This is a genomic window from Microvirga sp. HBU67558 (genome assembly GCF_018069605.1).
GTDB classification, from domain to species: domain Bacteria; phylum Pseudomonadota; class Alphaproteobacteria; order Rhizobiales; family Beijerinckiaceae; genus Microvirga; species Microvirga terrae.
This window is the reverse complement of record NZ_JAGPUP010000331.1, coordinates 1-1,532: the sequence shown is the minus strand read 5'-3', so window position 1 is coordinate 1,532 and position 1,532 is coordinate 1. Positions and strand designations below refer to the sequence as shown.

Annotated in this window: 3 protein-coding genes; all 3 read left to right on the top strand. The window is 63.1% G+C overall.

The window, feature by feature from the left end; genetic code table 11:
* On the top strand, positions 1–204 hold a 204-nt coding region (locus KBI52_RS01570), incomplete at its 5' end, for a transporter substrate-binding domain-containing protein (RefSeq protein ID WP_210804880.1).
* 56 nt (positions 205–260) lie between these two features.
* Positions 261–1,394 carry an FAD-binding oxidoreductase gene (locus KBI52_RS01565; RefSeq protein ID WP_210804879.1) on the top strand — a complete coding sequence of 378 codons (1,134 nt, stop codon included), beginning with the start codon at positions 261–263 and terminating at the stop codon, positions 1,392–1,394.
* A partial coding sequence (locus KBI52_RS01560; RefSeq protein ID WP_315974927.1) for a 2Fe-2S iron-sulfur cluster-binding protein occupies positions 1,297–1,532 on the top strand: 236 nt, incomplete at its 3' end. The genes KBI52_RS01565 and KBI52_RS01560, both read left to right, overlap by 98 nt.

Sequence of the window (1,532 nt, the reverse complement as noted above, 5' to 3'; positions counted from 1 at the left end):
AAGCCTGACTTCAAGGACTATGCCGTTGTGGGCCCATCCTTGACGGGCGGCCTGCTCGGCGCTGGCATCGCCGTCGGCCTGCGCAAGGATGAGACCGATCTCAAGAAGGCCTTCGACGAGGCCATCCAGAGCGCCATCAAGGACGGTACGATCCAGAAGCTCTCGATGAAGTGGTTCAAGACCAACATCACGCCTCAAGGCTGAGGCTCATCATGCCCGGCGGGGTGCTCATGGGCGCCCCGCGTTTGCGGATGACAGCAATGGCAGTCAGTCGAATACACGCGGAATCCGACATCGCCCTTGTCGGTGGTGGTCTCATGGGTGCGTGCCTGGCGTGGGGTCTGGCACGGCAGGGCTTGCGCGTCTGCGTGCTGGATGAGGGCGACATCGCGCTACGCGCATCGCGAGCGAACTTCGCCCTGATCTGGGTTCAGGGAAAGGGCTTCGGGTTCCCCGCCTACACCGCCTGGACGAAAGCCGCAGCCGCAGCTTGGCCCCAGCTGGCTTCGGACCTTAAGTCCGATACCGGGATTGACGTCGGCCTCGATCAGCCCGGCGGCTTCACCCTTTGTCTTTCCGACCGGGAATTGCAGGCCAATGTCGATACGCTGAAAAGACTGCACAATCAGCCCGGCGCGGTGGCACACCCCTACGAGGTGCTCGATCATGGGCGAACGAGGGCGCTCCTCCCTGCGATCGGCCCTGACGTGAGCGGAGCGATCTACTGCCCCCTGGACGGGCACGTGAACTCGCTCCGGCTCTTCCGGGCTTTGCACACCGCCTTCAAAGCCGGCGGAGTCGACTACCGGGCAGATCATGTGGTTGACGTGATCGAGCCTCAAGCTGGTGGATTCCTGCTGAAAGGGAACTGGGGCGAGATCAGGGCTCCGAAGATCGTCCTCGCGGCCGGCCTTGGGAATGCCCGACTGGCACCAATGGTAGGACTGGACGCTCCGCTGAAGCCGAGCCGGGGGCAAATTGTCGTCACCGAAAAGGCCGCCCCATTCCTCTGCTATCCGGTCGTCACAGTTCGCCAGACCGACGAGGGCGGCGTTATGATCGGCGACAGCGAGGAGGCGGATGGGGCAAGCCTCACAATTGATCATGGGATCTCCTCTGTCATGGCCGACCGAGCTATCCGGATGTTCCCATTGCTGGCAGACCTGAATGTCGTCAGAACCTGGTCGGCGCTTCGGGTCATGACGCTGGACGGCTGCCCTGTCTACGAACAGTCTCGATCCTATCCCGGCGCCTTCGTCACGATGGCCCATTCAGGCGTCACCCTGGCCCCCCAACATGCGTACGATCTGGCGCAGGCGATCGCTGCCGGGGGGATCCCGGATGAGATTTCGGTCTTCGGAACCAGGAGGTTTCATGTTCCGGCGTGCGCCTGATCGCATCAGGGATCAGGTTACTTTCACTTTCGACGGAATTCCGATCACCGCGTCAGCAGGGGACAGCGTCGCTGCCGCACTCCTTGCGGCAGGGATCCGCGCCTGCCGCACAACGCCCGTTTCAGGCGCACCGCGAGG

What these genes read in the sequence shown, in the direction of transcription:
- KBI52_RS01565 (WP_210804879.1), top strand. Translation starts at nt 261, where the DNA reads ATGGCAGTCAGTCGAATACACGCGGAATCCGACATCGCCCTTGTCGGT.